The organism is Aliiroseovarius marinus (genome assembly GCF_050881025.1).
In the GTDB taxonomy this organism is placed as follows: domain Bacteria; phylum Pseudomonadota; class Alphaproteobacteria; order Rhodobacterales; family Rhodobacteraceae; genus Aliiroseovarius; species Aliiroseovarius marinus_A.
Genome location: NZ_JBNNXQ010000004.1, coordinates 85,602 through 112,536, shown reverse-complemented (window position 1 = coordinate 112,536; position 26,935 = coordinate 85,602). Strand labels below are relative to the sequence as shown.

General features: G+C 60.3%; 23 protein-coding genes and 1 other RNA gene. 15 read left to right on the top strand and 9 right to left on the bottom strand.

The genetic code is table 11. From position 1 onward, the window contains the following. The first annotated feature begins 18 nt into the window (after positions 1-18). Complete coding sequence (gene lysA, locus ACRY08_RS13165; RefSeq protein WP_432450413.1) at positions 19-1,284, top strand: diaminopimelate decarboxylase; 1,266 nt, start codon at positions 19-21, stop codon at positions 1,282-1,284. Further along, entirely contained in the window at positions 1,241-3,877 is a 2,637-nt protein-coding gene (locus ACRY08_RS13160) for a TIGR02302 family protein (RefSeq protein ID WP_432450412.1), read from the top strand. The genes lysA and ACRY08_RS13160 overlap by 44 nt, the downstream gene beginning before the upstream one ends. Before the next feature lie 84 nt (positions 3,878-3,961). Here the strand turns inward: ACRY08_RS13160 and recR are convergent, their stop codons facing one another. The 3 genes from recR to ACRY08_RS13145 form a co-directional block, all read right to left on the bottom strand. After that, on the bottom strand, positions 3,962-4,558 hold the full coding sequence (gene recR / locus ACRY08_RS13155) for a recombination mediator RecR (protein ID WP_432450411.1): 597 nt from the start codon (positions 4,556-4,558) through the stop codon (positions 3,962-3,964). 7 nt (positions 4,559-4,565) lie between these two features. After that, positions 4,566-4,910: a YbaB/EbfC family nucleoid-associated protein gene (locus tag ACRY08_RS13150; RefSeq protein ID WP_432450410.1), complete on the bottom strand. Its 345-nt coding sequence runs from the start codon at positions 4,908-4,910 to the stop codon at positions 4,566-4,568. A 67-nt stretch (positions 4,911-4,977) separates the two neighbouring features. Then, a complete protein-coding gene (locus ACRY08_RS13145) occupies positions 4,978-6,777 on the bottom strand; it encodes a DNA polymerase III subunit gamma/tau (RefSeq protein WP_432450409.1) in 1,800 nt (599 codons plus the stop codon). 108 nt (positions 6,778-6,885) lie between these two features. Between ACRY08_RS13145 and ACRY08_RS13140 the strand changes: the two genes are divergently transcribed. Beyond that, the gene (locus ACRY08_RS13140) at positions 6,886-7,398 is read left to right on the top strand and encodes a protein phosphatase (protein ID WP_432450408.1); all 513 of its coding nucleotides are present in this window, start codon (positions 6,886-6,888) and stop codon (positions 7,396-7,398) included. A gap of 168 nt (positions 7,399-7,566) precedes the next feature. Here the strand turns inward: ACRY08_RS13140 and rsgA are convergent, their stop codons facing one another. The 3 genes from rsgA to ACRY08_RS13125 all read right to left on the bottom strand — a co-directional run bounded on the left by rsgA (position 7,567) and on the right by ACRY08_RS13125 (position 11,212). Beyond that, entirely contained in the window at positions 7,567-8,541 is a 975-nt protein-coding gene (gene rsgA / locus ACRY08_RS13135) for a ribosome small subunit-dependent GTPase A (RefSeq protein WP_432450407.1), read from the bottom strand. Between the two features lie 455 nt (positions 8,542-8,996). Further along, an RNA gene (gene ffs, locus ACRY08_RS13130) (signal recognition particle sRNA small type) lies at positions 8,997-9,094 on the bottom strand. Positions 9,095-9,133: 39 nt separating this feature from the next. After that, the gene (locus tag ACRY08_RS13125) at positions 9,134-11,212 is read right to left on the bottom strand and encodes a 5'-nucleotidase C-terminal domain-containing protein (protein ID WP_432450406.1); all 2,079 of its coding nucleotides are present in this window, start codon (positions 11,210-11,212) and stop codon (positions 9,134-9,136) included. Between the two features lie 164 nt (positions 11,213-11,376). Here ACRY08_RS13125 and nudC point away from each other — a divergent pair, with 164 nt between their 5' ends. Together nudC and ACRY08_RS13115 are read left to right on the top strand one after the other, a co-directional pair. Continuing rightward, on the top strand, positions 11,377-12,339 hold the full coding sequence (gene nudC / locus ACRY08_RS13120; protein WP_432450405.1) for an NAD(+) diphosphatase: 963 nt from the start codon (positions 11,377-11,379) through the stop codon (positions 12,337-12,339). A gap of 45 nt (positions 12,340-12,384) precedes the next feature. Continuing rightward, on the top strand, positions 12,385-12,846 hold the full coding sequence (locus ACRY08_RS13115) for an SRPBCC family protein (protein WP_432450404.1): 462 nt from the start codon (positions 12,385-12,387) through the stop codon (positions 12,844-12,846). Between the two features lie 73 nt (positions 12,847-12,919). On the opposite strand, the gene ACRY08_RS13110 is transcribed toward ACRY08_RS13115, so the two are convergent. Beyond that, positions 12,920-13,753 carry a prephenate dehydratase gene (locus ACRY08_RS13110; protein WP_432450403.1) on the bottom strand — a complete coding sequence of 278 codons (834 nt, stop codon included), beginning with the start codon at positions 13,751-13,753 and terminating at the stop codon, positions 12,920-12,922. A gap of 132 nt (positions 13,754-13,885) precedes the next feature. Here ACRY08_RS13110 and ACRY08_RS13105 point away from each other — a divergent pair, with 132 nt between their 5' ends. From ACRY08_RS13105 to ACRY08_RS13085, 5 genes are all read left to right on the top strand, one after another. Continuing rightward, complete coding sequence (locus tag ACRY08_RS13105; RefSeq protein WP_432450402.1) at positions 13,886-14,413, top strand: c-type cytochrome; 528 nt, start codon at positions 13,886-13,888, stop codon at positions 14,411-14,413. A 280-nt stretch (positions 14,414-14,693) separates the two neighbouring features. After that, positions 14,694-16,634: an extracellular solute-binding protein gene (locus ACRY08_RS13100; protein ID WP_432450401.1), complete on the top strand. Its 1,941-nt coding sequence runs from the start codon at positions 14,694-14,696 to the stop codon at positions 16,632-16,634. Between the two features lie 6 nt (positions 16,635-16,640). Next, entirely contained in the window at positions 16,641-17,726 is a 1,086-nt protein-coding gene (locus tag ACRY08_RS13095; protein ID WP_432450400.1) for a microcin C ABC transporter permease YejB, read from the top strand. Positions 17,727-17,728: 2 nt separating this feature from the next. Next, positions 17,729-18,850, top strand: coding sequence for an ABC transporter permease (locus ACRY08_RS13090; protein WP_432450399.1), 1,122 nt, complete (start codon positions 17,729-17,731; stop codon positions 18,848-18,850). Continuing rightward, positions 18,847-20,454 (top strand): ABC transporter ATP-binding protein, encoded by a 1,608-nt coding sequence (locus tag ACRY08_RS13085; RefSeq protein ID WP_432450398.1) that lies wholly within the window; start codon positions 18,847-18,849, stop codon positions 20,452-20,454. The genes ACRY08_RS13090 and ACRY08_RS13085 overlap by 4 nt, the downstream gene beginning before the upstream one ends. A gap of 240 nt (positions 20,455-20,694) precedes the next feature. On the opposite strand, the gene ACRY08_RS13080 is transcribed toward ACRY08_RS13085, so the two are convergent. Next, on the bottom strand, positions 20,695-22,203 hold the full coding sequence (locus tag ACRY08_RS13080) for a serine hydrolase (protein WP_432450615.1): 1,509 nt from the start codon (positions 22,201-22,203) through the stop codon (positions 20,695-20,697). Between the two features lie 433 nt (positions 22,204-22,636). On the opposite strand from ACRY08_RS13080, the gene clpS reads away from it, so the two are divergent. From clpS to ACRY08_RS13065, 3 genes are read left to right on the top strand one after another with little or no spacing between them, the layout of a single operon-like run. Next, positions 22,637-22,978, top strand: coding sequence for an ATP-dependent Clp protease adapter ClpS (clpS, locus tag ACRY08_RS13075; protein WP_432450397.1), 342 nt, complete (start codon positions 22,637-22,639; stop codon positions 22,976-22,978). Positions 22,979-22,996: 18 nt separating this feature from the next. Beyond that, a complete protein-coding gene (locus ACRY08_RS13070) occupies positions 22,997-23,986 on the top strand; it encodes a class I SAM-dependent methyltransferase (protein WP_432450396.1) in 990 nt (329 codons plus the stop codon). 46 nt (positions 23,987-24,032) lie between these two features. Next, positions 24,033-24,860, top strand: coding sequence for an SDR family NAD(P)-dependent oxidoreductase (locus ACRY08_RS13065; protein WP_432450395.1), 828 nt, complete (start codon positions 24,033-24,035; stop codon positions 24,858-24,860). A 4-nt stretch (positions 24,861-24,864) separates the two neighbouring features. Here the strand turns inward: ACRY08_RS13065 and ACRY08_RS13060 are convergent, their stop codons facing one another. Then, positions 24,865-25,305, bottom strand: a complete 441-nt coding sequence (locus tag ACRY08_RS13060) for a hypothetical protein (RefSeq protein ID WP_432450394.1) — start codon at positions 25,303-25,305, stop codon at positions 24,865-24,867. A 128-nt stretch (positions 25,306-25,433) separates the two neighbouring features. On the opposite strand from ACRY08_RS13060, the gene hemF reads away from it, so the two are divergent. Beyond that, positions 25,434-26,324, top strand: a complete 891-nt coding sequence (gene hemF / locus ACRY08_RS13055) for an oxygen-dependent coproporphyrinogen oxidase (RefSeq protein WP_432450393.1) — start codon at positions 25,434-25,436, stop codon at positions 26,322-26,324. 108 nt (positions 26,325-26,432) lie between these two features. Continuing rightward, positions 26,433-26,882: a MarR family winged helix-turn-helix transcriptional regulator gene (locus ACRY08_RS13050; RefSeq protein WP_432450392.1), complete on the top strand. Its 450-nt coding sequence runs from the start codon at positions 26,433-26,435 to the stop codon at positions 26,880-26,882. Positions 26,883-26,935: the final 53 nt, after the last annotated feature.

Sequence of the window (26,935 nt, the reverse complement as noted above, 5' to 3'; positions counted from 1 at the left end):
TGACAGACGAGGCCCAAGATGGACCATTTCCTTTACAAAGACGGTGTTTTGCATGCCGAAGACGTGTCAATCCAAGAAATTGCTGCCGAGGTTGGCACGCCATTCTATGTCTATTCCGCCGCCACGTTGAAACGCCATATCGGTCTTTTCAACGAAGCACTGGGCTGGGCTGATCACCTTGTCTGTTTCGCAGTGAAATCGAATTCCAACCTCGCCGTTCTGAAATTGATCGGAGAGATGGGCGCAGGCATGGATGTGGTCTCGGGCGGCGAATACCGCCGCGCGATTGCCGCTGGCGTGCCGGGCGAGCGCATCGTCTTTTCCGGCGTCGGCAAAACCCGTGAAGAAATGCGGCTGGCCCTGACCGGCGGCATCCGGCAGTTCAATCTGGAAAGCGAGCCCGAAATGCGGGTGCTGTCAGAGGTGGCCAGCGAGTTGGGCGTCGTTGCTCCGGTCACCGTGCGCGTAAACCCGGATGTGGATGCAAAGACACATGCAAAGATCTCGACCGGGAAATCTGAAAACAAGTTTGGCATTCCGATTGCCCGTGCCCGCGAAGTCTATGCCGAGATTGCCCGCCTGCCCGGTCTGAAAGCCGTCGGCATCGATGTGCATATCGGATCGCAGCTGACAGAATTGCAGCCCTTCCGCGAAGCCTATCAGAAGGTCGCCGAGCTGACCGAGGCGCTGCGTGAAGACGGGCATGACATCACCCGGCTTGATCTGGGTGGTGGCTTGGGCATTCCCTATGAACGCTCGAACGACGCCCCGCCCCTGCCCATCGAATACGGGCAAATGGTGCGTGAAACCGTCGGCCATCTGGGCTGCGAGATCGAGATCGAACCGGGCCGTCTGGTGTCGGGCAATGCCGGCATCATGGTCACCTCGGTCATCTATGTGAAAGAGGGCGAAGGCCAGGATTTCCTGATCGTGGACGCGGCCATGAACGACCTTGTGCGCCCAGCCATGTACGAGGCCCATCACGACATCATCCCCGTGGTCGAGGTCACGCCGGGCGAAGAAAAATCCCGCTACGACATTGTCGGCCCGATCTGCGAAACCGGCGACACTTTCGCCAAGGGGCGCGATATGGATGGGCTGGCCCCGGACGATCTGATCGCGTTTCGGTCAGCTGGCGCCTATGGCGCCGTGATGGCGTCGGAATACAATTCGCGCCCCCTGATCCCCGAAGTGCTGGTGATGGGCGATCAATATGCCGTCATCCGCGCACGTCCCACCTATGAAGAGATGCTGGGACGCGATACCATTCCAGAATGGCTGTGATGACACGCCGGGTCCGGTGACCCGCAAAACCACCCCCGACAAGGCGTTGGCGCGCCTTGCCCGTCCTCTTGCACTGACAAGGGGTGGGATGGTTTTGGAACGGCTCTGGCATGCGGGCTGGCCCTTTGTGACGATCTGCCTTGCCGCGGTTGCCCTTGCAGGCTTTGGCGCAGTTGGAATTTCCGGTCTGCCGGGTGGCGTGACATTGGGCCTGATCCTTGCCGCGATTGCGGCGGCCGTGCACGCCCTCAGACAGGTCACATGGCCCCGAAGCTCAGAGGCCTATTCGCGGTTGGATGACACCCTGCCCGGCCACCCGATTGCCGCCCTGATGGACGAACAGGCCACGGGCCAAAGCGATCCGGCAGCCACGGCCCTGTGGCAAGCGCATCGCGCCCGGATGGCCCAGAAGATCGCACAGGCAAAGCCCGTATCCCCCAACCTGCGCGTGGCGCCGCGTGACCCTTTCGCCCTGCGGCTCATCGCGCTGACCGGGGCCGTGCTTGCCATAGGTTTTGGGCCATGGACCGCACCCGATGACACTCGCCTTGCAGAAGGTGGTGCCGCGACATCCCTTGCAGCGGCCAGTTGGGAGGGCTGGATCGAACCACCCGCCTATACCGGCCAACCCAGCCTCTACCTGCCCGACCAGCCCGAGGGGCCGCTTTCCGTGCCTTCGGGCAGCCGCCTGACCCTTCACAGCTATGGCGATCTGGCAGGGATCACCCTGTCGGGCAGCGCACTTGACCTGACCACAGATACCCCCACTCCCGCCCAGCACCGCCAGCGCCTGACACGCAGTGGCAGCTTGGCCATCGCCACGGATCACACCAAACGATGGAGCCTGACAGCCGTGGGCGACGTGCCGCCTGCCATTCGCCCGGATGGCCCCCTGACCCGCCGCCTGAACGGCGATTTCTCGGTTGGGTTTGTGGCCGCTGATGACTACGGGATCACCTCGGGACGGGCGGAGTTTGCGCTGGCCCCCGCGCGCGTTGACCGTCGCCACGGATTGTCAACCGATCCCGAGCCGCGCGACCCGGTGATTGTCGATCTGCCGCTGCCCTTTCGCGGCAGCCGCACGCTTGTGGAAAATCTGTTGGAAGACAACCTGACCCAGCACCCGTTCGCCGGTTTGCCCGTCGATATGGTGTTGTGGGTCGAAGATGGCGCAGCCCAGATCGCCGAAAGCAAACCCATGGCCATGGTCCTGCCCGCCCGCCGGTTTCTGCACCCGGTCGCACGCGCCGTGATCGAACAGCGTCGTGACCTCATGTGGAGCCGGAAAAACGCCCCGCGCGTGGCGCAAATTCTGCGCGCCACTCTGAACCGACCCGACGATCTGGCCCTGCCCGACGGGGTCTATCTTCAACTGCGCACCGCCATTCGCCGATTGGAAAGCGGGCTGGGATTCTCGGACGTGGCCTCAGGCCTGCCAACAGAGCTTCGCGATGAAGTGGCACAGGCGCTTTGGGATGCCGCCGTCACGCTCGAGGATGGGCAGCTTGCAGATGCCCGTGCGCGCATGCAAGAGGCCCAACGCCGGCTGGAACAGGCCGCCCGCGACGGTGCCAGCCCCGAAGAACTGGCCGAGCTGATGGACGAATTTCGTCAGGCCATGCGGGACTATATGGAGCAGCTCGCCCAACAGGACCCCAGCGACGGACAGAACCAGCCCGCTGGCTCGGACAACACCATCGAGCTGAGCCAGTCAGACATCGAAGAGATGATGGACCGCATCGAAGAGCTGATGCGTCAGGGGCGCGAGGCCGAGGCGATGGAGATGCTCGATCAACTGCGCCAGATGATGGAAAACATGCAAATGGCCCAGAACGGACAAGCCAACCAACCCGGTGATCAGGCGCGCGAAGGCCTGCAAGACACGTTGCGCCAACAACAGGGCCTGTCGGACCGGGCCTTCCGCGATCTGCAGGAGCAGGGCGAAGGGTCGCAAGCAGGTGAAGCCGAAGGCAACGAGGGGCGCGATGGCGGTCAGGGGCGTGGGCAAAGCCATGATGGCACCGGCGGGCAACAGGGCGAAAACGGAGACGGTGGCGGTGCGGACGACAATGATGCGGATGGGGCTGGTCAGGGTGGTCAACTCTCGGACCAGCAGCGCGCGCTACAAGATCAGCTGGCAGAGCAACGGCGCAATCTACCCGGTGCGGGCGATCCCTCTGGCCAAGCCGCCCGCGACGCACTGGACGATGCTGGGCGCGCCATGGGGCAAGCCGCTGATGCGCTGGAACAGGGCGATCTGCCCCGCGCGCTCGACCGTCAGGCCGAAGCCATGGAGGCCATGCGTGAAGGCATGCGCCGCTTTGACGAGGCGATGCAAAACGAACAGGCGCGCGACAACGGCCAAGAAGGGCAAAGCCCCGGCGAGGGACAACGCGCAGGCCAGCGAGACCCGCTGGGGCGCAGCCCCTCCGGGCGCGGCGGTGCCACCGCCACAGACAGCCCGCTGGGCGACACCGAAGACGCCCGGCGTCGCGCGGGTGAATTGCTGCAGGAACTAAGAAAGCGGGCGGGCGAACAAGACCGCCCCGCTCTGGAACGTGACTACCTCAAGCGGCTGCTGGATCAGTTCTGAGCCCCCGCCGCGCGTGTCATTTTCTTGTCAAAAATACCTTCGCCGAAGGCACGAAATCCGCACCGGGCACCGGCGCCCGCGAACCTACATCCGTTTGCGCGCAGCCAGTGCGGCCGAGATCGTGCCCTCGTCCAGATAATCCAGCTCGCCGCCCACGGGCACACCCTGCGCCAGCGAGGACACCAGACAATGATCCTCCAGCGCCTCGGCAATATAATGCGCGGTGGTTTGCCCATCGACCGTCGCATTCAGCGCCAGGATCACCTCGCGCGTGGCTTCGTCATGGGTGCGCTGAACAAGACGCGGAATGCCCAGATCCTCGGGTCCAACCGCATCCAGCGCCGACAGCGTGCCACCCAGCACGTGATAGCGCCCCTTGAACAGACCCGCGCGCTCCATCGCCCACAGGTCCGCCACATCCTCGACCACGCAAATCTCGCCGGTGGCGCGTTTTTTGTCCAGACAGATGTCGCAACGATCCGCCGTCGAAACATTGCCACAGGTCACACATTCACGCGCGGTTTCCGCCACCGCCTGCATCGCATCGGCCAAAGGCGTCAGCACCAGCGCACGTTTGCGGATCAGGTAAAGCACCGCGCGACGCGCCGAGCGCGGCCCGAGCCCCGGCAGCTTCGCCATAAGCTCGATCAGGTTCTCGATATCACGCGGAGCTTCGGACATCAGCGGATCAGAACGGCAGGTTCATGTCCTTGGGCAGGCCAAGGCTTTCGGTCAGGCGCGACATTTCGCTTTCCGAACGCTCCTGCGCCTTGGATTGCGCGTCCTTGATGGCGGCAAGGATCAAATCCTCGACCACCTCTTTTTCATCCGGGTTGAAAATGGTTGGATCAATGTCCAGACCGGTCAACACACCCTTGGCGGTGGCCGTGGCCTTCACCAGACCCGCGCCGCTTTCGCCGACCACGGTCATGGTTGCAAGGCTGTCCTGCAGCTCGGCCATTTTGGTCTGCATTTCCTGCGCTTTTTTCATCATGCCGGCCATATCGCCAAGCCCGCCCAGTCCTTTGAACATCTGCTGCTCCTAATGTTTCAACTTGGGTTTTAGATACGGGCGGCACGCGCCCGATACAAGGTGCGGGTTAGTCCTCTTCAAAGGGATCCCACTCGTCTTCAACCTCGGCCAAACCCTCTTCGGCGGCTTCCTGCTGCATATCCTCGGCAGACCGAATCTCGGTGATGCGGGCCTTGGGAAAGGCTGCGACAACAGCCTGAACCAGCGGATGCGCACGGGCCTCTTCTTCCAAGGCCAGCTTTTCGCCATCACGGGTTTCCGCAATAGTCGGCGTTTCACAACCATTGACCAGCGTCACACCCCAGCGCACGCCCGTCCAACCATGCAGGCGCTGCGCCAATCGCGCCGCCAGATCCTGAGGTGCTGTGGCAGATGGGGTAAACTCAATGCGTCCGGGTTGATAAGCGGCCAGCCGCACCCCCCCTTCGACTTCAACCAACAGCTTCACGTCGCGATTGATCCGAATAAGCTCAACAACATCCTCGAACCGCGCATAATGCGCCAGCGCCGTATCAGGCCCGGCCTGCACCGCAAGGGCCGTCGCGCCACCAGTCGCACCCCCCGACGAACCACCCGCAGTCCCACCCGGTGCCGCGTGGTGTGAGGCCCCTGCCCCGCCCGCCGAAGGCGCACCAACCGGAGCACCGCCCCCCGGTCCACCGGCGGGACCACCGGGCGCGCTAGAAGGAGGCACCGGCGCATCCTTCAATTTGCGCACCAGCTCTTCCGGCGTTGGCAGGTCTGCCACATGGGTCAATCGAATGACCGCCATCTCGGCCGCCATCATCGCGTTGGGCGCGCGCGCCACTTCCTCGATCGAGGACAAGAGCATCTGCCACATCCGCGCCAAGACCCGCATCTGCAAGGCCTGCGCCATCTGCTGCCCGCGCGTGCGTTCATCCGGGGAAACGGTAGGGTCTTCGACGGCTTCAGGCGTGATCTTGATGACGCTGACCCAGTGTGAGACCTCGGCCAGATCGCGCAGCACTGCCATGGGGTCGGCCCCATCGGCATATTGCGCGCCCAGTTCCGTCAAGGCCCCGGCCGCGTCACCCTTCAGGATCATGTCAAACAGATCAAGCACCCGGCCACGATCCGCAAGCCCCAGCATGGCGCGCACCTGATCGGCGGTGGTTTCACCAGCGCCGTGAGAAATCGCCTGATCCAGCAAAGACTGCGCATCCCGGGCAGACCCTTCGGCAGCACGGGTGATCAGCGCCAGCGCGTCATCCGCGATCTCGGCGCCCTCGGCATCAGCAATCCGGCGCAGCATGGCCAGCATGTCTTCGGGTTCAATCCGACGCAGGTCAAAGCGCTGACAGCGCGACAGGACAGTGACCGGAACCTTGCGAATTTCGGTGGTCGCAAAGATAAACTTCACATGCGCGGGCGGTTCTTCCAGCGTCTTGAGCAGCGCGTTGAACGCACTGGTCGACAGCATGTGAACCTCATCGATGATGTAAATCTTGTAACGCGCCGAGGCCGCCCGGTAATGCACGCTTTCGATGATTTCGCGAATGTCGCCCACCCCGGTGCGCGAGGCCGCGTCCATCTCCATCACGTCCACATGGCGCCCTTCGGCGATCGCGACGCAATGTTCGCATTCACCACATGGTTCAACCGTCGGGCCACCCTGCCCATCGGGGCCAATGCAGTTCATCCCCTTGGCAATGATCCGCGCCGTGGTGGTCTTGCCGACCCCGCGAATGCCCGTCATCACAAAAGCCTGCGCAATCCGATCCGCTTCAAACGCGTTTTTCAGCGTGCGGACCATGGCCTCTTGCCCGACCAGATCGGCGAAGGTCTCGGGGCGATATTTGCGCGCCAACACCTGATAGGCGGGGGCGTCGGTCTCTGTTTCGGTCATGAGCTGCCTTCGGGCCGGATTCGTGTCCGGGCCAGACTAAGGCCGCATCCGCGCGGCGTCCACCGAAAGACCGTTGGCGGCAGCCATTCCACATGCTACGCCCATCTCATGGAGCCTTTGTTTCCCATCGCAAGCCTGCCTGCCGGACCCGGCACATTGGGCATCTGCCCGCTGCCCGGCCACAGCGGAGACTTCCGCGAGGACCTTGAGACACTGCTCGACTGGGCGCCCGACATGGTCCTGTCCATGACCACGATGCGCGAGATGCACAGCTATGGGGCCGCGACCCTTGGCACGGAACTGAGTGCAAAAGGCGTCATTTGGCACCACCTGCCCATTCAGGATTTTGGCGCGCCGTCTGAGCGGATCGAACACGCCTGGCCCAAGGTGTCTCAGAGCGCACGTAGCATCCTGAACAGCGGCGGCAAGGTTCTGGCCCATTGCAAAGGCGGCTGCGGCCGTTCGGGCATGATCCTTCTGAGGCTTTTGGTGGAAGAACGCGAGGCGCCCGAGGCTGCTCTGGACAGGTTGCGTATGGCCCGCCCCTGTGCGGTGGAAACAGCTCAACAGCAGGCATGGGCGTGCCAACCCGCCAACGGAAGCGCTCCCGCGCCTTCATGACCTGTCGGTCAACTGGCTTGGGGGTGGCCCGAGGCTGCGCCTCGGGACCGTTTCCCTTATTTTCTTGCGAAAATACCTATGCGTAGAGGGAAACCCGCACGGGGTTCCCTCAAGGGGCAACGCCCCTTCAGGCTCACGAAGTGAGCCACCAGATACCATGAGGATACCTCAGCGCCCCTTGCGTTTTCCCGCCCCACGCACATGCGTGTTGACCATTTTCGCAAACTTCTTCTCGCGCGAGCGTGACTGCGCCACGGTTTCAGAGTTCTTGGCCTCGCCGCGCCGAAGCTTGCGCCACCGGTCCAACCGCTCCAGATCCAACTCGCCCGCCGCAATCGCGGCTTGCACGGCGCAGCCCGGCTCTGTTTCATGCTGGCAATCCGAAAAACGGCAGCGGGTTTCCAGTTCGGCCAAATCATCGAACACATTGTCGATGCCTTCGCGCGTGTCCAGAAGCCGCAAAGCCCGCATGCCCGGCATGTCGATGATCCAGCCGCCGTTCAGCATCGGTCGCATTGAGCGCGCCGTTGTCACATGCCGTCCTTTTGCATCGTCTTCACGGATGGCGCCCGTGGCCGCGTCGCCGCCTGTCAATGCGTTGGTCAATGTGGTTTTGCCCACGCCAGACGAGCCGATGAACGCCGCAGTCTGAGGCGGCTTGCACCACGCGCCAACATCCTTCGCGCTTTCCGCATCGCGGGCATTGACGGTCAGGATTGTCAGCATGGGATCAAGCGCCTGCGCCTCGGCCTCATAAGCGCGCGGATCATCACAAAGATCGGCCTTGGTCAGCACCAGAACCGGGTAGCAACCCGCCTCATGCGCCAGCGCCAGAAAGCGTTCAACGCGGGCGACGTTGAAATCGTCGTTGCAAGAGGTGACGATGAACAGCGTGTCCACATTGGCAGCGATCAGTTGCACATGCACATCCGTGCCAGCACCACGCCGTTGCAACAGCGACCGGCGCTCCAACACATGTTGAATACGCATTTCGGGGTCAGCAAGTACCCAGTCGCCGACGGCCAGCTCTCCGGCCGAAAATTTCGGTGTGGTCAGGGTCACTTGTCCGCCCTCGCCCAGCGCGGTCATCTGTGCGCGGTGGATTTCGGTAAGGCGGAAAGGGGTCAGTGTGTCAGGCTGCATAGCCCGGTCTTGTTCGAAGGAAGGGGACCATCCAAGGTCCATGAGTGTCAGTGTCATTGGTCTGCCTGTTTCAGCACAAAAAGGCACCCGTCGCGCAAACGCGGCGTTGGGTGAACGGGGTCAGGCAAGTCCGGCGCGCCAGAGTTCGGGGCCGGGTTAGTTGCGACCTGCCTGAAAGGCGGTTGCGACACTCATAAAATCCCTCCGTCAATTCATCGGCCGAATTGCCCGGCCTGTGTAAACCCAAAAGAGATACTGAAAGTCCCTGTCGGGCGGTGTCCCTTGGAGCGAAAGCGAGTTTCGCCTGCTGGGCGGTATCCCTCTCGGCGAAAACAAGTTTCGCCTGTCGGGTGGTATCCCTCTCGGCGAAAACAAGTTTCGCCTGTCGGGTGGTATCCCTCTCGGCGAAAACAAGTTTCGCCTGTCGGGGCATCAAACCCTGCGGGTTTGATGCTTGGTGAGAGGCTGGACACGACCCAGACGGGGCTCGTTGTGGCTGCTTCCTTCCGGACCTGACCAGATTGGCGAGGCGCCTGCCCGCACCAACCTCTCGGCGGTTGATATATGGGGCCGGGCGACAGGATGCAAGCGCTCAGAGATGAAGCTCGTAATGGGCAAAACCGCGACGGTCCAATTCAGACCACACAGAAATATCCAGTGCCGGATATCTCTCCAGCGTTTCGCGCGCCTTGGGCGATGACTTCAACAAGACCGAAGCGCCTTCGACCGGCGCGAAAGACCAGATGGGTTGAAGGTCTCGCGCAAGAACCGTGGCCTGCCGGACATATTCCTCTAGCACCTCGCGAATCGGCATCATCGGAACCGGCACCTGGGCAGTCGGCGAAAATGCAGGGTACCCGCCGCCGCCGCTGACGCGGAAATCGTTGGTCGCCAGCAAGAACACCTGCCCGTCTTCCAAAGGCTGTCCGTTATAGCACAGGTCCAGCACGCGCCCGGCGCCAAGCCCGGCTGGCGCGCCCAGCGCCGTGAACCGCGCCGGTTGCGACAGATCCACCCGATAACTCAACCCGTAAACTGTCTCGTAGAGGTATCCGGGCGTTGCATCCTCTTTCAAAAGAACGCCCCTTTCCCCCGGCAGCACCTGATTGAACACGCTCACAGCGCGCTCCAACCAATTGCGCAACTCGGCACCGGTCACCTTCACCAGCGCCAGTTCGTTCGGAAACAGATAGAGGTCTGAAATCGCACGCCTTGTCAGCTCTCCGGCACGAATGGCCGTGAAATAGTTAGGCCCCCCAAGCCCTCCAGACTTAAAGGGCGCGCTGGAGGCCAGAATGGGCAAGGCATCCAGCTCGGTTCCCGCCACCAAATCACGCACCTTTGCGACCATCGCTTTCTGGACCAGCTTGGTCGCACAGTCAGCGCCAAACAACGCAAAGTAGTTGTCGATATCATTGGTCAGAAACCCAACAGGCGTGCGCAGATGCGCAACCGTGCTTTCATGCAAGCGGCGCACGAGATCCACAAATCCACCCGAGGTTTCGCGCATATCTTTGCGGACAGATGCCGCCCGGTCGGACGCTTGGCTCTCCCCATGGGGCCTTTTCGACCCTCGGGAAATGGGTGCGCCTTCGTTTGGCGAAATCTGATTGGCCTCCTCATGGCTCGACGCATCCACGGATCGCAAACCGCTGGAATGCCGCATGACCCGCCAGTCCCCCGCAGGTCCCTGTGCAATATCCAGATCAATCACAGCCAGATGTGAACCCCAGAAACCGGGCAAAGCGGTCGGCACCCCGTTCAACGTGCCTGCCACTTCGTCACGCAAAGAAGGGCATGACGCATCGCTGCCAGAAGATTTTTGGGGATCGGGAAACACCTGATGGGTGTGCCCCCCGATAATGGCATCAATCCCTTCGATCCGCGACAGCGGCAAAAGAGCGTTTTCCATGTTGTCGACATGCTCTTCGTCGCCAATGCCTGAATGGGCCAGCGCAATAACAATATGTGCCCCTTTCCGACGCATCTCGGGCACATGCGCGCGTGCGGCCTGAACGATGTCACGGGTCACGGGTTGATGCGGCTCGCCCGTGGTTTTAATCGATCCCGGTGGCAAAAAGCCAATCACCCCAATGCGCAGCTCATGAAAATGGCCGTCGGCGTCCTCGACCTCGCGGTTCAAAATGACATAGGGCGGCACAAAGGTGGCATCCTGGCGCGGATCAAAGGCCAGCCGGTCAACAGCATTGGCAGAAACAACCGGGAAATCTGCTTGCGAAATCACATCGAAAAGCGAGCTGACCCCATGGTCGAAATCGTGATTGCCCAACGTGGCCGCATCATATCGCAGATGTGTCATGGCGGCGATCATCGGGTGTATATCGAAATCCGGCAGCGCGGTGTCCGTGTGACCTGCCGCGGTCACAAGATCTGCCATGGCGGTGCCGTACAGAAAGTCACCATTGTCCAACAGGATCGAGTTCTTCGCCTCGATCCGGGCCTGATGAATCAAACCAGCGGTGCGCGACAACCCCCACCGTTCCACCTTGCGATCAGACAGATAGTCATAGGGCAGGATATGCATGTGCAAGTCTGTCGTCGCCAAAATGCGAAGCGACAGTTGGGCCGGGCCAGAGGACCCATCGGGAATGCGTTTACGATCCAATTTAGTGACCTTGCCTCGGTCGGGTTTGCGTGTTTTCAACATCATAGCCCTGTCTGCTCCGTAACGCCATCTTGACGTGTTAAATTTTCTGTAGCTCTACCTATAGTTGCATATTGGCCATGTCCATCGCCCCCGGGCCAGCCTTGTGTCTTGCCACCCCGCGCCGAAGACGGCACATGTTGTGCGCATGACACGGGATGGAGCTCAGGATGCGCATTGCTGAAACCGTCACTTTTGGCGCAGGTCTGATTGACCGCGACGCGGCCCGGCGCGCCGACCCGCGTCAGCTGGACCAAATCGCGCAGACCGCACAGCATTTACCGGTCTGGCGCGGCAAACCCTTGATGCGACAACAGGAACACGGCTGGTCGATCGCCGCACTGCCCCCGACAGCGCTGCCCGGTTCTTTTGACCTGAAACGTCGCGTCTATCTGGGGCGCGTCAATGGCGCGCCGCTTTTCGCGGTGGATGTCTCAAGCTGGAGCCCCGATGAGGATGCGCGGGACCCAGAGAGCTTCGTCGATCATTCGATCCAAACCCATCCGGACCTGCCCGGCGACACGGGCTTTGCCGAGCTACGTGCAACTATGGCGGGGCTTTCTGCGCTGGATGGCGAGATCGCGGCCACCGCCCGCTCGATCCTTGAATGGCACCGCATCCACGGCTTTTGTGCCAATTGCGGCGCAAAAACCAACCGCGCGATGGCCGGTTGGCAGCGGGATTGTCCCGATTGCGGGCGATCCCATTTCCCCCGGACCGATCCCGTTGTGATCATGCTGATCACCCATGGCAATTCGGTTCTGCTGGGGCGCGGGCTGGGCTGGCCGGACGAGATGTATTCACTGCTGGCCGGGTTCATGGAACCGGGTGAAACCATCGAGGCCGCCACCCGCCGCGAGGTATTTGAAGAAACCGGGGTCACGGTCGGCGCGGTCGACTACCTCGCCTCGCAGCCCTGGCCCTATCCATCCTCGCTGATGATTGGCACCTGCGGTCAGGCGACCAGCCGCGACATCACGCTTGACCCCGCTGAGCTGGCCGATGCCTTGTGGTTGACCCGCGAGGAGCTGCTTGACGTGTTCGCAGGCCAGAACAAATCCATTCTACCGGCCCGAAAAGGCTCTATTGCGCATTTTCTACTGACAAACTGGCTTGCGGATCGGCTGGATTAACGTCAGGTTCTAGGCAACAAAAAATACCACGCACAGGGGCGTCCGATGAAGTTCAAAACCCACGAAGATATCGAAGCGACAATCGAGCAGGTCTTTGCAAGCCTTGCTGATTTCGACGGGTATGAACGCGCCGCCCTGCGCCGTGGGGCCGAAGTGATCCGCACGGGCGACCCAAGCGTCTATGGCAAAGGGATGACCTGGCAGGCGAAGTTCCCCTATCGCAACCGGGAACGGATTGCGGATATGGAGCTGACCGAATTTGACCAGCCCAACCAGATGGTGCTGCAGTCGAAAGTGTCAGGCATCGAAGCCGAAGTATTGGTGGACCTGCTGGCGCTGTCGCCCAAACGGACACGTATGGCGCTGTCCATCGACATGCGCCCCAAGACGATCCCGGCGCGCCTTGTGCTGCAATCGTTGAAACTGGCGCGCTCCACCATGGCGAAACGGTTCCAGAAACGCGTCGCGGATTTCGCCCAGTCCATCGAAGATCGCCACAAAGCCTGAACCACCCGCGCTGACGACAGGTCTGCGGGTGCCTCTGGTCACTCATGCCTCTGGCCATGTAGGGGAACTGTGATCAGTCTCGTGCCGGGTCGCGCGGATAGACGCCGATCACGTCCAGTGTCGAACAGAAATAATCCAGCTCTTCCAAGGCCAGCTGAACGTTGCGGTCGTCGGGATGACCTTCGATATCCGCGTAAAAGCGCGTGGCGCTGAACGATCCGTCCACCATGTAGCTTTCGAGCTTGGTCATGTTCACACCGTTGGTCGCAAACCCGCCCATGGCCTTGTAAAGCGCGGCGGGAATGTTGCGCACTTCGAAGACGAACGTGGTCATCATGCCGTGTTCACCGCGCCGCGACATGTCTGCCTCGCGCCCCATGATCACGAAACGGGTGGTGTTATGGCCGTGATCCTCGACATCCTCGGCCAGCACATCAAGCCCATAGATTTCGCCCGCCAGAGACGAGGCCAGAACCCCTTCGCCCGACACTTTGGTCTTGGCAAGTGTTGCGGCCGCACCGGCGCTGTCGGCCGCCGCGATACCGCGCATGCCGTGCAGCTTCAGGAAGCTGGCCGATTGGGGCAAAAGCACCATATGGGCGCGCACCGTGTTGATATCCTCGACCTTGCTGCCCGGCAGTCCCAACAGGCTGATGCGCACGCGCACAAAAGCTTCGTCAAGAATGTGCAAACCGCTTTCGGGCAGCAGCCGGTGAATGTCGGCCACGCGGCCATAGGTCGTGTTCTCGATGGGAAGCATGGCCTGATCTGCCTGCCCCGAACGCACCGCGGCAATCACATCTTCAAAGGAATCGCAGGGCATCGCCTCCATCCCCGGCCGCGCAGCGCGGCAGGCTTCGTGCGAATAGGCGCCGGGTTCCCCCTGAAATGCGATACGATTGGTCATTTGGCCGTCCCTTCCTGGCGGGTTAGCGATAAACGCATGCCCGTGGCGCGTCATATCGCTTGAAAACGTATAGGGGAAGCGGCTAGAAGGCTTCTGACTTTGGATGAGACGGAACGCGACATGTTCGACACAATGAAAACGACAAAAATTTCTGCTGCCCTGATCGGCACCCTTCTGATCTTGCTTTTGGGCAATTGGGTCGCTGGCAGCCTCTATTCGCTGGGCGGTGGCGGCCACGGCGCACATGGTGACGATCACGCCGCAACCGGCTATGTGATTGCAACGGCCGACGAAGACGCTGCTGAGGAAGTCGAAGAAGAGGCCGTACCCTTCTCAGAAATCCTTGCGGCTGCGGACCCTGAAAAGGGTGCGAAAGCCTGGAGCAAGTGTAAAGCCTGCCACAAGCTGGAAGACGGCGCCAACGGCACAGGCCCGCATCTTTACGGTCTGATCGACCGCCCGATCGCCAGCGTGGATGGCTTTGGCTACTCGGACGTTCTGGCCGGCATGAGCGGCGACGCATGGACCACCGACGCGCTGAACGAATGGCTTTTGAACCCGAAAGCCTTTGCGCCGGGCAACAAGATGACCTTCAAAGGCATGAAGAAAGACACGGAGCGCGCCAACCTGATCGCCTATCTGGCGACCATCGGCGGCTGATCCACCGGGGTTGGTCCGGGGCAAGACTTGCTTCTAACCCGACAGAAATTGATGAAAAGGCCGTCAGTTCACGCTGGCGGCCTTTTTCTGTGATCCGCGCGCATCCCACCAGCAATTCCCCGCTTGTCCCCACGCAGGTTTGATCGGACGCGAGTTCGCTTTGCCAAGTTTGGGATTCACACAGTTCTTAAAACGCTTTAACGTCTCAAAGGAACAACACGCCCGTCCAGATTTGCCCCAGATCGCAGACTGGCAACCAGATGATATCAGGAGATCCATCATGACCTCATCCCGTTTCGGCCCCGTATCACGTCGCAAAGCCCTTGGCCTGATCGGAACGGGAACGGCTGTCGGTCTTGGTGGCATTGCCCGCCCTGGCTGGGCCTCCAGCAACGCGGCCCCGGACGGACAGATGATCCGCAGCCACGGCTATTCATTTTACGGCGACCTGCAATACCCTGCAGACTACGCGCATTTCGGCTATGTCAATCCGAACGCCCCGAAAGGCGGCACCATTACCCTGTCGCAACGCGGTACCTTTGATGGGTTCAACCGCTGGACATGGAAATCCGGGGATCCCGAGGTGAATTCAGGCGTGGTGGCCGAGGCGATGTTTGGAGAAATGCCCTTTGCCGGAGGCCTTCCGGCTGACAGCATCACGGACAGTTACGGGCTGATTGCTGAAAGCGTGGAATACCCCGAAGATCAATCCTATTGCATTTTCCACATGCGCCCCGAAGCACGGTTCCGGGACGGATCGCCACTGACCGCGCATGACGCGGCCTTCACCCACAACCTGTTTCTAGAGCAAGGCATCCGATCATACGCCCGCGCGGTGAAAGAGCGGATCACGGCCGTCGAGGTGCTGGACGATCACACCATCAAATACACGTTCGCCGATGGCATTTCGCGCCGGTCGTTGATCTCGCAGGTGGGCGGCACGCCGATTTTCTCCAAAGCCTGGTACGAAGAAACCGGTGAACGGCTGGACGAAGGCTCGTTGGAATCCCCCATGGCCAGTGGCCCCTATCAATTGGATGACTACGAGCTGAACCGTTATGCGGTTTACAAGCGAAACCCTGACTATTGGGGCTGGCATCTGCCAATCAATCAGGGCCGGTATAATTTCGACTACGTCCGGTTTGAATACTACTCCGACGACACGGCTGAATTTGAAGCCTTCAAAGCAGGCGAGGTCACTTTCCGCCCCGAAGGCAGCACCAAACGCTGGGCCACCGGATATGATTTCCCGGCGGTCACAAACGGGGATGTGGTGCGAGAGGAGATCGCGCTCGCCAACCCACCAACCAACACGGGCATCGTGTTCAACACGCTGAAAACGCCGCTGGATGACAAGACCGTGCGCCATGCGCTGTCGCTTTTGTTCAACTTCGAATGGGTCAGCAAATCGCTGCAATACGGGCTGACAACACAGCGCCACTCTTTCTCGCAAGGATCGGCGGTGATGGCCGAAGGCGTGCCCGAAGGCAAAGAGCTTGAGGTCCTGAAGTCTCTTGGTGATCTGGTGCCCGAAGACATGCTGACCGATCCTGTGGTCATGGCGCACAGCTCGGACCCGGCGAAACCAGCCGACCGCAAGAACAAGCGCAAAGCCCTGAAGCTGCTCAGTTCCGTGGGCTGGAACGTGGACAGCGCGGGTGTGATGCGCGATGCATCCGGCGCGGCGATGGAGCTGGAGTTCCTGCTGTCCTCTGCCACCTCGAACACGGCAGAGGCAATCATCACGGCCTATGTGAAAGTCCTGCAGGACACCGGCATTCAGGCCAAATCCGAAAAGATTGACGCCGCACAGCTGCAACGCCGGTACCTCGATAAAGATTATGACATGCTCTACACGAGGTATCTGTCCTTTGAACAAGCTGGCACCGGCTTGCGCCAATTGTTCGGATCAGAGTCTGCCGAAGTGTCCTCCTACAACCCGGCAACCCTGCGCAGTCCCTTGGTCGATGCGATCATCACAGCCGCCTTGGACACCACAAAACGCGACGATGAAATCGCCGCCCTCAAAGCGCTTGACCGCGCGTTGAGATATGAGCGCATCGTGGTTCACGCAGGCTTTGTACCTGAAACATGGCTGGCCTATTTCGATTTCTATGAACACCCGGAAACCCTGCCCCCGCACGCAACGGGCTTTCTGGATTTCTGGTGGATCAACGAAGACAAATACGCTGATTTGAAATCCAAAGGCGTGTTGAGGTAATCCCCCGTGGGCGCATATATTCTTCGCCGTCTTTTGCTGATCATCCCGACCCTTCTGGGGATCATGATCATCAATTTCACCCTGACCCAGTTCGTTCCGGGCGGCCCTGTCGAACAGGTACTTGCCAAGCTGCAGGGCGAAGGCGATGTCAGCCAGCAGATCACCGGAAACGCCAATGATGTGGGCGAAGAGACCTTCGGCTCGGACAGCGAATATATCGGCGCACGTGGATTGCCCAAAGAATTCATCGAAGAGCTGGAACGCGAATTTGGCCTCGACAAACCCCCTGTTGAGCGGTTTTTCCTGATGATGTGGAACTACATGCGCCTTGATTTCGGCGAAAGCTATTTCCGATCCATCGGGGTGTTTGAGCTGGTGGCGGAAAAGCTGCCCGTTTCGGTCACACTGGGGCTGTGGTCCACGGTAATCGCCTATCTGGTGTCGATCCCGCTGGGCATTCGAAAGGCCGTGCGCGACGGATCGACCTTCGACACATGGACGTCAGGCCTGATCATCGTGGCCTATGCAATCCCCGGCTTCCTCTTTGCGATCATGCTATTGGTGCTGTTCGCGGGGGGCTCTTATCTGCAATGGTTCCCACTTCGGGGGCTGACATCCGACAATTGGGAAGAGCTTTCGCTTTGGGGCAAGGTCATCGACTATTTCTGGCACATCACCCTGCCGGTGCTGGCCACCACCATCGCCAGCTTCGCAACACTCACGCTCCTGACCAAAAACAGCTTTCTGGATGAGATCAAGAAACAGTATGTGGTCACCGCACGGGCCAAGGGGTTGGCGGAAAACAAGGTGCTTTACGGCCATGTGTTCCGCAACGCGATGCTGATCGTGATTGCCGGGTTCCCCTCGGTCTTCCTTGGCGTCTTCTTTGGCAGCTCGCTGATCATCGAAACCCTGTTCTCGCTTGACGGGCTGGGACGGCTTGGGTTCGAGGCTGCGCTGCAGCGCGACTACCCGGTCATTTTCGGCACGCTCTTTGTGTTCGGCCTGATGGGCCTTCTGGTCGGGATCCTGTCTGACCTCATGTATGTCTTCGTCGATCCTCGCATCGACTTTGAAGGGCGCGAGGTCTGACCATGGCCCAGTTCCGATTGAACCTGTCTCCGCTCAACCAACGTCGCTGGCGCAACTTCCGCCGCAACGGGCGGGCCTTTTGGTCGCTGATCCTGTTTTCGATCCTCTTTGGCCTGTCGCTGCTGGCTGAGTTTATCGCAAACGACAAACCGATCCTGGTGAAATATGACGACGGCTACTACATGCCCGTCTTCAAGTTCTACCCGGAAACCGCCTTCGGCGGCGACTTCAGGACCGAAGCCGTCTATGGCGACATCGAGGTACAATGCCTGATCATCGCACAAGGGGCTGAGGCCTGCTGGGACGCGCCCGAAGATGTGATTGCCGAGGCCAAAACCGGCACAGTCGAAGGCCAACCCATAAGCCCCGGATGGCTACTCTGGCCGCCCGTGCCTTACAGCTACACAACCATCAACGACATTGATGGCGCAGCCCCTTCGGCCCCGGATGCCAACCACATTCTTGGCACCGATGATACCGCGCGCGACGTGTTGGCGCGGGTGATTTATGGCTTCCGCCTATCGGTCTTCTTCACCATCGTCGTAACGGTTCTGACCTCGGTCATCGGCATCGCGGCGGGCGCCATTCAAGGCTATTTCGGCGGCTGGGTCGACCTGATCTTCCAGCGCATCCTCGAAATCTGGTCCTCGACGCCCTCGCTTTACGTGATCATCATCCTCTTCGCGATCCTTGGGCGAAGTTTCTGGCTTTTGGTCTTTGTCACCGTCCTCTTTGGTTGGCCTGCGCTTGTGGGCGTGGTGCGCGCCGAGTTCCTGCGCGCGCGCAATTTCGAATATGTACGTGCGGCAAAAGCGCTTGGCGTGTCCAACCGCGTGATCATGTTCCGCCACGTGCTGCCCAACGCCATGGTCGCCACGCTGACCATGCTGCCCTTCATCATCACCGGCACCATCTCGACGCTGGCCACGCTGGACTTCCTGGGCTTCGGCCTGCCGTCATCGGCCCCATCACTGGGCGAGCTGACGCGCCAGGCAAAGCAGAACCTGCAAGCCCCCTGGCTGGCCTTCACCGCCTTCATGACCTTTTCGATCCTGCTGTCTCTGCTCGTCTTCATTTTCGAAGGCGTGCGGGATGCATTTGACCCAAGAAAGACCTTCCAATGAGCCTTCTGCGTGTCAAAAACCTGAACGTCGCCTTCCGGCAGGATGGCCAGACTCACCCCGCTGTGCGAAATGTCAGCTTCGAGGTGGCCGAGGGCGAAACCGTCGCCCTTGTGGGCGAAAGCGGGTCAGGCAAATCCGTGACCGCCCTGTCCACCGTGTCGCTTTTGCCCGACAGCGCCGAGGTCAGCGGTTCAATCACCTATGCCGGGCGCGAGATGATCGGGGCATCACAATCGGATTTGCGCGACGTGCGCGGCAATGACATCAGCTTCATATTTCAGGAGCCGATGACCTCGCTGAACCCGCTGCACACGATCGAAAAACAGCTGGCGGAATCGATCCAGCTGCATCAGGGGCTGACGGGGGATGCCCTGAGCGCACGGGTGTTGGAGCTGTTGAACAAAGTGGGCATTCGCGACGCGGAAACGCGGCTTGCGAATTATCCGCACCAGTTGTCGGGCGGGCAACGCCAGCGCGTGATGATCGCCATGGCGCTGGCCAACGGGCCAGATCTTTTGATCGCGGATGAACCCACCACCGCGCTGGATGTGACCATTCAGGCGCAGATCCTCGACCTCTTGGCCGAGCTGAAGCAAAGCGAAAAGATGAGCCTTTTGTTCATCACCCATGACCTTGGCATCGTGCGCAAAATTGCCGACCGGGTTTGCGTGATGAAAGACGGTGAAATCGTCGAAACCGGCCCCACGGCAGAGGTGTTTGAAAACCCGCAACATGACTACACCAAGATGCTTCTGGGCGCCGAGGCCCACGGCCGCCCCGACCCGGTGCCGGCAGATGCGCCCGAGGTTGCCTCGGCCGACAATCTGCGCATCTGGTTCCCCATTCAACGCGGGCTGATGCGCCGCACAGTGGGCCATATCAAGGCGGTGAACGCCGCCACCTTCAAGGTGCGCGCGGGCGAGACCGTTGGCATCGTTGGCGAAAGCGGCTCGGGCAAAACCACGCTTGCGCTGGCCGTGATGCGCCTGATCAGCTCGGAAGGCCCGGTGGTCTTCATGGGCAAGGGCATTCAGGGGCTGAAGTCCCGCCAGCTGCAACCGCTTCGCCGCGATATGCAGATCGTGTTTCAGGACCCCTATGGGTCGCTGTCGCCCCGCATGACCGCCGAGGAAATCATCGCCGAAGGCCTGTCCGTGCATGGGCTGGAACCCGGCCGCGACCGGCGCGAAATGGTTGCCGAAATCATGGAGGAGGTCGGTTTGGACCCCGCCACCATGCACCGCTACCCGCATGAATTTTCCGGCGGACAACGCCAGCGCATCGCCATTGCGCGCGCCATGATCCTGCGCCCGAAACTGGTGGTGTTGGACGAACCGACCTCGGCTTTGGACATGACGGTGCAGGTGCAGATCGTCGAGCTTCTGCGCGGGCTGCAGAAAAAGCACGGGTTGGCCTATCTGTTCATCTCGCACGACCTGCGCGTGGTGCGCGCGCTGAGCCATCATGTGCTGGTGATGCGCGCGGGCGATGTGGTGGAAAGTGGTCCGGCGGATCAGGTATTTGATGAGCCTGAAACCGACTATACGCGCGCCTTGATGGCGGCCGCCTTCGATCTGGAAGCGGTCCACGGCGTGGCGGACTAAAGCGTTTCGAGATTAAAGCGTTTTGGTCTTAACCTGAAACAGGGGAAAACCGAAACGCGGCAAGAGATATCAGCATAGTGGGCGTTTCGGGATAAACATGTGCATTTTGTTTATCCCGAAACGCTTTAACTTGAGACACAAGTTGATTTCGAAGCGCCCACAACACTGATAGGTTCCGCGCGTTTCGTCTCATTGTTGTGCTTCAACAACAAGTCGAAACGCTTTAGATCATCAGGGAAATCAGGACGGGCCAAGCACCTTGCAAGGTGTGTTGCGCGCGTTCAGGCGGCGGCAGGCCAAATCGGCCTGTCCTTGACTGAGCCCCACGAAATTCGCGTGCCAGCCATCGGACCGGTTCACGACTTTGCGCAGCGCCTCGTCCAGCGTGTCGATTTCCTTGAGCGCGGTCTTTAGCAACAGGCGCTCGGCCTGATAGCGCGACGTCAGCACGCCAACATTGATCGCATAATGCCGCCCGCCCGATGTGGACATACGCGTCACGATCTGAGGGGCAGGATCAGCCGTGGTTTTCACCGGCGCCAACGAGGTCAACACAATCGCAGCCGGGCGCGGCGGTGGTGACACAGCCGAAGCCGGCGCCACTTTGCTGCCCGAGAAGGGCTGTGCCGGGGCAAATCCGCCCGCAGGCATGGCCGAGGCTTTTGCAACCTCTGCCGGCGGTGCAATGGCTGCCACCTTCGTTGTGACTTTTGCGACAGCATCCTTGATGCCCTCGGTCAGTGCGGCAAGCTGCGGGTTGGCAGGCACAGCGGCCGCCGCAACCGGGCGCGGCGAAGGCCGCGGGCTGCGTTTCACGGCGGTCACAAGGCGGATTGTTTTGCCTGCTGCGCCGGGCACAACGGGTGCCGCAGTTCCCACATTGCCGACATAGGCAGGCAATGCCGGTTTGCGCACGGTGGCGCGGCTGGGCGCACGACGGAACCCAAGGTTCATCAACTCGGCCACTTTCGCATTGCGCGAGGCGGTCGAACGGCCCCCGAAGACGGTGGTGATGATCCGCTCCTGCCCGCGTTCTGCCGAGGCCACAAGGTTGAAGCCAGCGGCCCGCGTATAGCCCGTTTTGATCCCGTCAGCACCCTTATAGCTGTTCAAAAACCGCGTGTTGGTGTTGTTCACCGACCGCATGCCCGCATCGGTCGTGCGGCGCGAAAACAGGTTGTAATATTCCGGGTGATCAAAAAACAGATGGCGCCCCAGCGTGGTCATATCCCGCGCGGTCGACAAATGACCGCTTTCGGTCAGACCATGGGCGTTCTTGAAATGCGTGCGCGTCATGCCCAGCGCCTTGGCTGTACGGTTCATGCGGCGCGCAAAGGCGGCCTCGGACCCGGAAATGGCAATCCCGATTGCGGTGGCCGCGTCGTTGGCTGATTTCACCGCGGCAGCCCGGATCAGATAGCGCAGCTTGATCTTCTGCCCTTTGCGCAGACCCAGTTTCGAAGGGGGCTCGGCGGCGGCTTTCCCGGTGATCGTCACCACGGTATCCGCCGATATTTCGCCGCGTTTCATCGCCTCGAAGGCGACATAAAGCGTCATCATCTTGGTCAGAGATGCCGGGTGAAGGCGGGTATCGGCGTTGCGCGCATGCAGCACTTTGCCCGTGCGCGCATCAATCACCATAGCGGCATAGGGCGCCGCCTGCGCACGCGCGGGCGCGAGCACCACCAAACAGCCAATAACTGCAAGAAATAGCCCCAGCGGGACCAACTGCCTCAGACGTGTCTTCACGTCGCTCACCTTTTCTGCCTCAATCGCCAGATCATTTGTCGCCCGGCTGATTTGTTTTTTTCAGGCTAACACGGTCATGCGTTTGGGAAAACAGATTATTTTCAAAGCCCTAGAACGTGTCACACAAGACACGACCACAATATGTAGTGTGTTCCTGCGCACAACTCTTCCATATATGGGCCATCTTACCCCTTTGGCAGAGGCATGCCCCACAATCCGGCTGAGACAGCGAGGCGATAGCTGATTGCGAAAACCGCGCCGTATGCGCGCCTCGTTGGCCACAGTCTTCTGCCCGTTCGAAACCAATTGTTGTGACTTTCTCTGGCATTTTGTATGAGCCGGACGGTAATGGCCGTTCTGCCCCTTTTCTTGAAAGGGAGAGCCCTTATATTCTGAGGTCCAGACCTCGTTGACACCAGCGGAGACCATCGGCATGTGCCAAGCCCCCCTGATCCTCTCTTCGGACAATGACGCCGATGATGGAGACGTGGGCCTTGCGGTTGCCACAAAACCCAAGACCAAGCGCCCGCCCATGTACAAGGTGATGATCCTGAACGATGATTTCACCCCGATGGAATTTGTGGTCATGGTTCTTGAACGGTTCTTCGGCATGAACCACGCGCAGGCGTTCGAACTGATGCTGACGGTGCATAAAAAGGGTCTGGCCGTGGCCGGGGTGTTTTCCTACGAGATCGCCGAAACAAAGGTCACGCAGGTGATGCAGATGGCCCGTGAACATCAGCACCCGCTGCAATGCACCATGGAAAAGGAGTGACCCGTCCGGGGTCCTGACATGCTGCACACGCGTCTGAACATCGCCCTTGAAGACGGGCTTTTCACCCTGCCCGACAGCGGCCAGATTTTGGTGATCGGGGCAACCTGTGACCATAATCTCAGCGCCCTACCGAAAGACCGCGTCGTGGTCTACAGCCGCTTTGCCCCGGATGTTACTAAGCTTTGCGCAGACGGATATGACGTCATCCATGATCTGCCTGACACAGGTTTCGCCGCAGCACTTATCTGCGCCCCGCGCGCCAAAGCGCTGGCTCATGACTGGGTGTTCTCTGCACAAAAAGCCGTCGGAGACGGCTTGGTCATATTGGATGGCCAGAAGACAGACGGCATGGACAGCCTCCTGAAATCTCTAAAGAAAAAGGCTCAGATCGGCGGCATCCTGTCAAAAGCTCATGGCAAGATGGTGTGGTTTACGAAACTCGACGCCCCGGATTGGGCTGCGTCTGACACTGAGCTGCCCGGCGGGTTCATCACCCGCCCCGGTGTCTTTTCAGCCGAAAAGATCGACAAGGGGTCCGAGGCGCTTGTCGCGGTCATGCCTGACGAGATTAACGGGCGGGTGGCGGATCTTGGTGCAGGCTGGGGATACCTTTCACGCCATATCCTGGACCGCGGCGGCGTCACGGCGCTGGACCTGATCGAGGCCGACCGCGTCGCACTTGACTGTGCCCGTGTGAACGTGGCCGACCCGCGCGCGCGGTTCTTCTGGGAAGATGTCACGCGCTTTAAACCAGACACGCCCTATGATGTGGTGATCTCAAACCCACCCTTTCATACCTCGCGCGCAGGTGATCCTGATATCGGGCGCAGCTTCATTCAGGCCGCAGCCGGGTTGCTGAAACCATCCGGCCGGTTTGTCATGGTCGCCAATCGACACCTTCCTTACGAAGATACGCTGGCCAAACATTTTCGCGTGGTCGAGGATCTGGGCGGCACGCCCGGTTTCAAAATCCTTGCTGGCCTCAAACCCCATCGCACTGGGCGCTAGGATCAGCTAGGCTCTGGCTGAACCGGTCCGGAATCAGGAAGCACTCATGTCTTTTTCCATCGCAGGCAAAACCGCAATCATCACCGGCGCCGCCAATGGTATCGGCCTGTCCATCGCACGACATTTCGCCGATCACGGTGCCAATGTGGTTTGTGCTGATATGGACGAAGCACGTCTTCTGGACGAATGGGGCCCGAATTCTGACGATGACGAAGATACGTCTTCGAACACCCGGATCTTTGCGGGCGATCTGCGCGAAAAGCTGACCATCGCAAATCTGCTTTCGGCGACAATTGATGCCTTTGAACGTGTCGATATTCTGGTCAATGCATCGCGGCAAGTTATGCTGGCCGATCCACTGGACGCGGACAATACCGCAATCCAGACCTTGATGGATCAGAACCTGATGACCAGCCTGCGCCTGAGCCAGCTTGTCGCAAAGCGCATGATCCAGCAGGGGCTTGCGCGCGAAGAAGATGAAAGCGAAGAGCCTTTGGGGGCCATCGTGAACCTGTCATCTATTGCAGCCGGCCGTACACAGCCCGGCCTGATGGCCTATTCCATTGCCTCTGCCGCGGTGGACCAGATGACCCGCTCGCTGGCCGTGGCACTGGCCCCCAGCCGCATCCGCGTGAACGCCGTGGCCTTCGGGTCGCTGATGAGCGCAAGCCTGCGCGATGCAATCCGCGAAAACGGGGACACGCGCGGCGATATTATTGATGGCACGCCTCTGGGGCGTATCGCCGCGGCGTCGGAAATCTCGGAATCCGTTCAGTTCCTTGCCTCGGAAGCGTCAAGCTTCATGACGGGTCACGTGGTGACGGTGGATGGCGGGCGCAGCCTTCTGGACGCGGTCCCAAATCCGTCACATTAAGCCTTTATGCCCCGCCACATGCCGTCACCAGCTGCGCGCGGCGTTCGGCAAGCTCTGCCCGCTGGGTCTTCATTGCCTTGTGATCACGATAGCTGGGAAGCGAAGACGAGATTTTCGGGCTTGGAAGACACACGCTCGCCAAGCCAAAACCCTTACACAATTTCAAAGGGTTGGCAATTCTAACCGGACTATTTTCAGTCTTGTATCCACGTGCAATTGCTCGGTCCAGTTGGGCGATGCTCTGATCCAGCTGAGCCACTTCCTGCCGGTTCGACGCCGTGCAGGTCACGCGGCGTTGTTGAGTGGGAACGACAGCGCGCTTATTCGCTGCGCGCGCAGGACCCGACATTTCCGGCACGGGCTGCGAGGACACCGCAGTCGTGGAATTGGACTGACAGGCGGTCAGCGTCGTTGCACAGATCGCAGTCAATATCAGGAAACGCATGGAAAACCCCTTCGGCTCTCTGGAAATACCAACACGGGGACCTTTGCAGATATCCCCCTTTGCCACATGGGGAATTCCTGATAGCCCGTCCCCATTCGATCGCGTGCCACAATGAAGGGACCTACCAGATGACCGACCAAATGACCGACCAGAAGGCGCGGGCCAGCGCTTGGTTCAAAGAGTTGCGCGATCAGATTGTTGGCGCCTTTGAGGCTTTGGAGGACAGTCAGGTCGATGGCCCGTCTGCCGCCGCTTCGGCAGGCCGGTTTGAGGTCTCTGAAACCACTCGCCAGTCCGACGACGGATCAGACGCGGGTGGTGGTTTGATGAGCGTCATGCGCGGCGGACGTGTGTTTGAGAAAGTGGGCGTAAATGTCTCGACCGTTTACGGCACCTTGGGCAAACCCGCACAACAGGCGATGGCCGCACGCGGGGTGCCGGGCATCGAAGATGACCCGCGGTTCTGGGCCTCGGGCATTTCGCTGGTCGCCCATATGCAAAACCCGCACAGCCCCGCCGTGCACATGAACACACGCATGTTCTGGACCCCCAATGCGTGGTGGTTTGGCGGTGGGTCCGACCTGAACCCCTGCATCGAATATGATGAAGACACCAACCATTTCCACGATGTTCAGAAAGCCCATCTGGATCCGCATGGCGCCACGCTCTACCCCGAGCTAAAAGCATGGGCGGACGAGTATTTCTATATTCCCCACCGGGGACTTGCGCGCGGTGTCGGAGGGATTTTCATGGATGATCGGAACTCTGGCGACTGGGAGGCGGATTTTGCCCTGACCCAGGACATTGGCCGCGCCTTCCTGCCCGCCTTCCTGCCAATCACCGAAAAGCGTCGCAACACGCCATGGGACGCGGCCGACAAGGACGCGCAACTTGTGCATCGTGGGCTCTATGCCGAATATAATCTGGTCTATGATCGCGGCACCAAGTTCGGTCTTGCGACCGGGCATGACGCGAATGCCGTGCTGATGAGCCTGCCGCCCATGGCCAAATGGGTCTGACCATGAGGGGTGGCAAGATCGCCTGCGCCGACCACCCGCTTACCTGATCCGCTTGCCTTGTGTCCCGACTAGGGGCAAATTGCCTTGATAGAAACGAAAGGCTGGCCCGTGACCTCATTCAAGCTTGATAACTTTCTGCCGTATCAACTGGCGGTGCTGTCCAGCCGCGTCAGCGCAGGGTTTGCAAAGCACTATCGCGACGCCTATGGCATTTCGGTCAGCGAATGGCGCGTGGTGGCACACCTCAGCCAAGCCGACAGCGTCAGCGTGCGAGAAATTCATGCGCGCGTGGATATGGACAAACCAAAGGTCAGCCGCGCGGCCTCGCGGCTTGAAGCGGCGGGCTATGTCACCAAGACAGTGAACCCCAATGACCGGCGTCTGGTGGAGTTGAGCCTGACCGCCAAGGGGCGCGACATGATCGAAGCTCTGGCGCCCATCGCAGATGCCTATGAAGCGCAGATATGCGCGCTTCTGGCAGACGAGGCCGACCCCTTTCGCCAGCGCGTGGTGCAATTGATCAACCAGTTGGAACCAAATGTGACCGCCGACGACTGACCCGTCTGACGGAGCGTTATTGAAGACAACAGACCGAACATCAGGCACTGTTC

Coding starts and splice junctions, on each gene's coding strand:
- lysA (WP_432450413.1), top strand. CDS start 19: ATGGACCATTTCCTTTACAAAGACGGTGTTTTGCATGCCGAAGACGTG.
- ACRY08_RS13160 (WP_432450412.1), top strand. CDS start 1,241: ATGAAGAGATGCTGGGACGCGATACCATTCCAGAATGGCTGTGATGAC.
- recR (WP_432450411.1), bottom strand. CDS start 4,558: ATGTCCGAAGCTCCGCGTGATATCGAGAACCTGATCGAGCTTATGGCG.
- ACRY08_RS13150 (WP_432450410.1), bottom strand. CDS start 4,910: ATGTTCAAAGGACTGGGCGGGCTTGGCGATATGGCCGGCATGATGAAA.
- ACRY08_RS13145 (WP_432450409.1), bottom strand. CDS start 6,777: ATGACCGAAACAGAGACCGACGCCCCCGCCTATCAGGTGTTGGCGCGC.
- ACRY08_RS13140 (WP_432450408.1), top strand. CDS start 6,886: ATGGAGCCTTTGTTTCCCATCGCAAGCCTGCCTGCCGGACCCGGCACA.
- rsgA (WP_432450407.1), bottom strand. CDS start 8,541: ATGCAGCCTGACACACTGACCCCTTTCCGCCTTACCGAAATCCACCGC.
- ACRY08_RS13125 (WP_432450406.1), bottom strand. CDS start 11,212: ATGATGTTGAAAACACGCAAACCCGACCGAGGCAAGGTCACTAAATTG.
- nudC (WP_432450405.1), top strand. CDS start 11,377: ATGCGCATTGCTGAAACCGTCACTTTTGGCGCAGGTCTGATTGACCGC.
- ACRY08_RS13115 (WP_432450404.1), top strand. CDS start 12,385: ATGAAGTTCAAAACCCACGAAGATATCGAAGCGACAATCGAGCAGGTC.
- ACRY08_RS13110 (WP_432450403.1), bottom strand. CDS start 13,753: ATGACCAATCGTATCGCATTTCAGGGGGAACCCGGCGCCTATTCGCAC.
- ACRY08_RS13105 (WP_432450402.1), top strand. CDS start 13,886: ATGAAAACGACAAAAATTTCTGCTGCCCTGATCGGCACCCTTCTGATC.
- ACRY08_RS13100 (WP_432450401.1), top strand. CDS start 14,694: ATGACCTCATCCCGTTTCGGCCCCGTATCACGTCGCAAAGCCCTTGGC.
- ACRY08_RS13090 (WP_432450399.1), top strand. CDS start 17,729: ATGGCCCAGTTCCGATTGAACCTGTCTCCGCTCAACCAACGTCGCTGG.
- ACRY08_RS13085 (WP_432450398.1), top strand. CDS start 18,847: ATGAGCCTTCTGCGTGTCAAAAACCTGAACGTCGCCTTCCGGCAGGAT.
- clpS (WP_432450397.1), top strand. CDS start 22,637: ATGTGCCAAGCCCCCCTGATCCTCTCTTCGGACAATGACGCCGATGAT.
- ACRY08_RS13070 (WP_432450396.1), top strand. CDS start 22,997: ATGCTGCACACGCGTCTGAACATCGCCCTTGAAGACGGGCTTTTCACC.
- ACRY08_RS13065 (WP_432450395.1), top strand. CDS start 24,033: ATGTCTTTTTCCATCGCAGGCAAAACCGCAATCATCACCGGCGCCGCC.
- ACRY08_RS13060 (WP_432450394.1), bottom strand. CDS start 25,305: ATGCGTTTCCTGATATTGACTGCGATCTGTGCAACGACGCTGACCGCC.
- hemF (WP_432450393.1), top strand. CDS start 25,434: ATGACCGACCAAATGACCGACCAGAAGGCGCGGGCCAGCGCTTGGTTC.